The following is a 494-nucleotide window of genomic DNA, read 5'->3' on the forward strand; positions in this document are numbered from 1 at the left end:
TAAGAATTTCCTTCGGAGAAAATTTGGCCATGTCATCTACGCAGTGCATTGGTAGTGACGTGTCGGTGAAAATTGGCAAAGCAACCGTAGCTACTATCCAGTACAGCGAAGACTTAACGCCAGAACTTACTCTGGAAGGGTACAATCAGCGGGCGAAAGGGCATGCTCAAAATGTTGCCGCGCAGATTATTAAAGCGGCCCAGAATCCAACCGCTTTTTCTTCCAGTGACGGCGTCAAGAATAATTTGGAATCACTGATTCAAAACGCGTTACAAANTCACTGATTCAAAACGCGTTACAAAGGAATAAAGTCACCCAAGAGAATTAATGGCCTTTTCTCGGGCATCAACGAGCATGGAGATAATGTCCTGATTTGGTTTTTCCTTTGATTTTTCAGCTTCAATTCTTTCATCAATACGTGACAAAGCAAACTTACGAACGGCGTCGCGCTTTTCCTCAGGCATATTAGCAATGATACCACCAAGGATTACTGT

The 494-nt window shown here is 43.4% G+C and carries 2 protein-coding genes; one reads left to right on the plus strand and one right to left on the minus strand.

All coding sequences use genetic code 11. The annotated features are described in order from the left end of the window. Positions 1 to 284, plus strand: a 284-nt coding sequence (locus tag FDX22_RS20065) for a hypothetical protein (RefSeq protein WP_255432991.1), incomplete at its 5' end; no start/stop codon positions are given. A gap of 27 nt (positions 285 to 311) precedes the next feature. Here the strand turns inward: FDX22_RS20065 and FDX22_RS30130 are convergent. Continuing rightward, positions 312 to 494: hypothetical protein (locus FDX22_RS30130; RefSeq protein ID WP_186805374.1), on the minus strand; the 183-nt coding region annotated here is incomplete at its 5' end.

Source organism: Citrobacter sp. TBCS-14 (assembly GCF_005280805.1).
GTDB classification, from domain to species: domain Bacteria; phylum Pseudomonadota; class Gammaproteobacteria; order Enterobacterales; family Enterobacteriaceae; genus Citrobacter; species Citrobacter gillenii.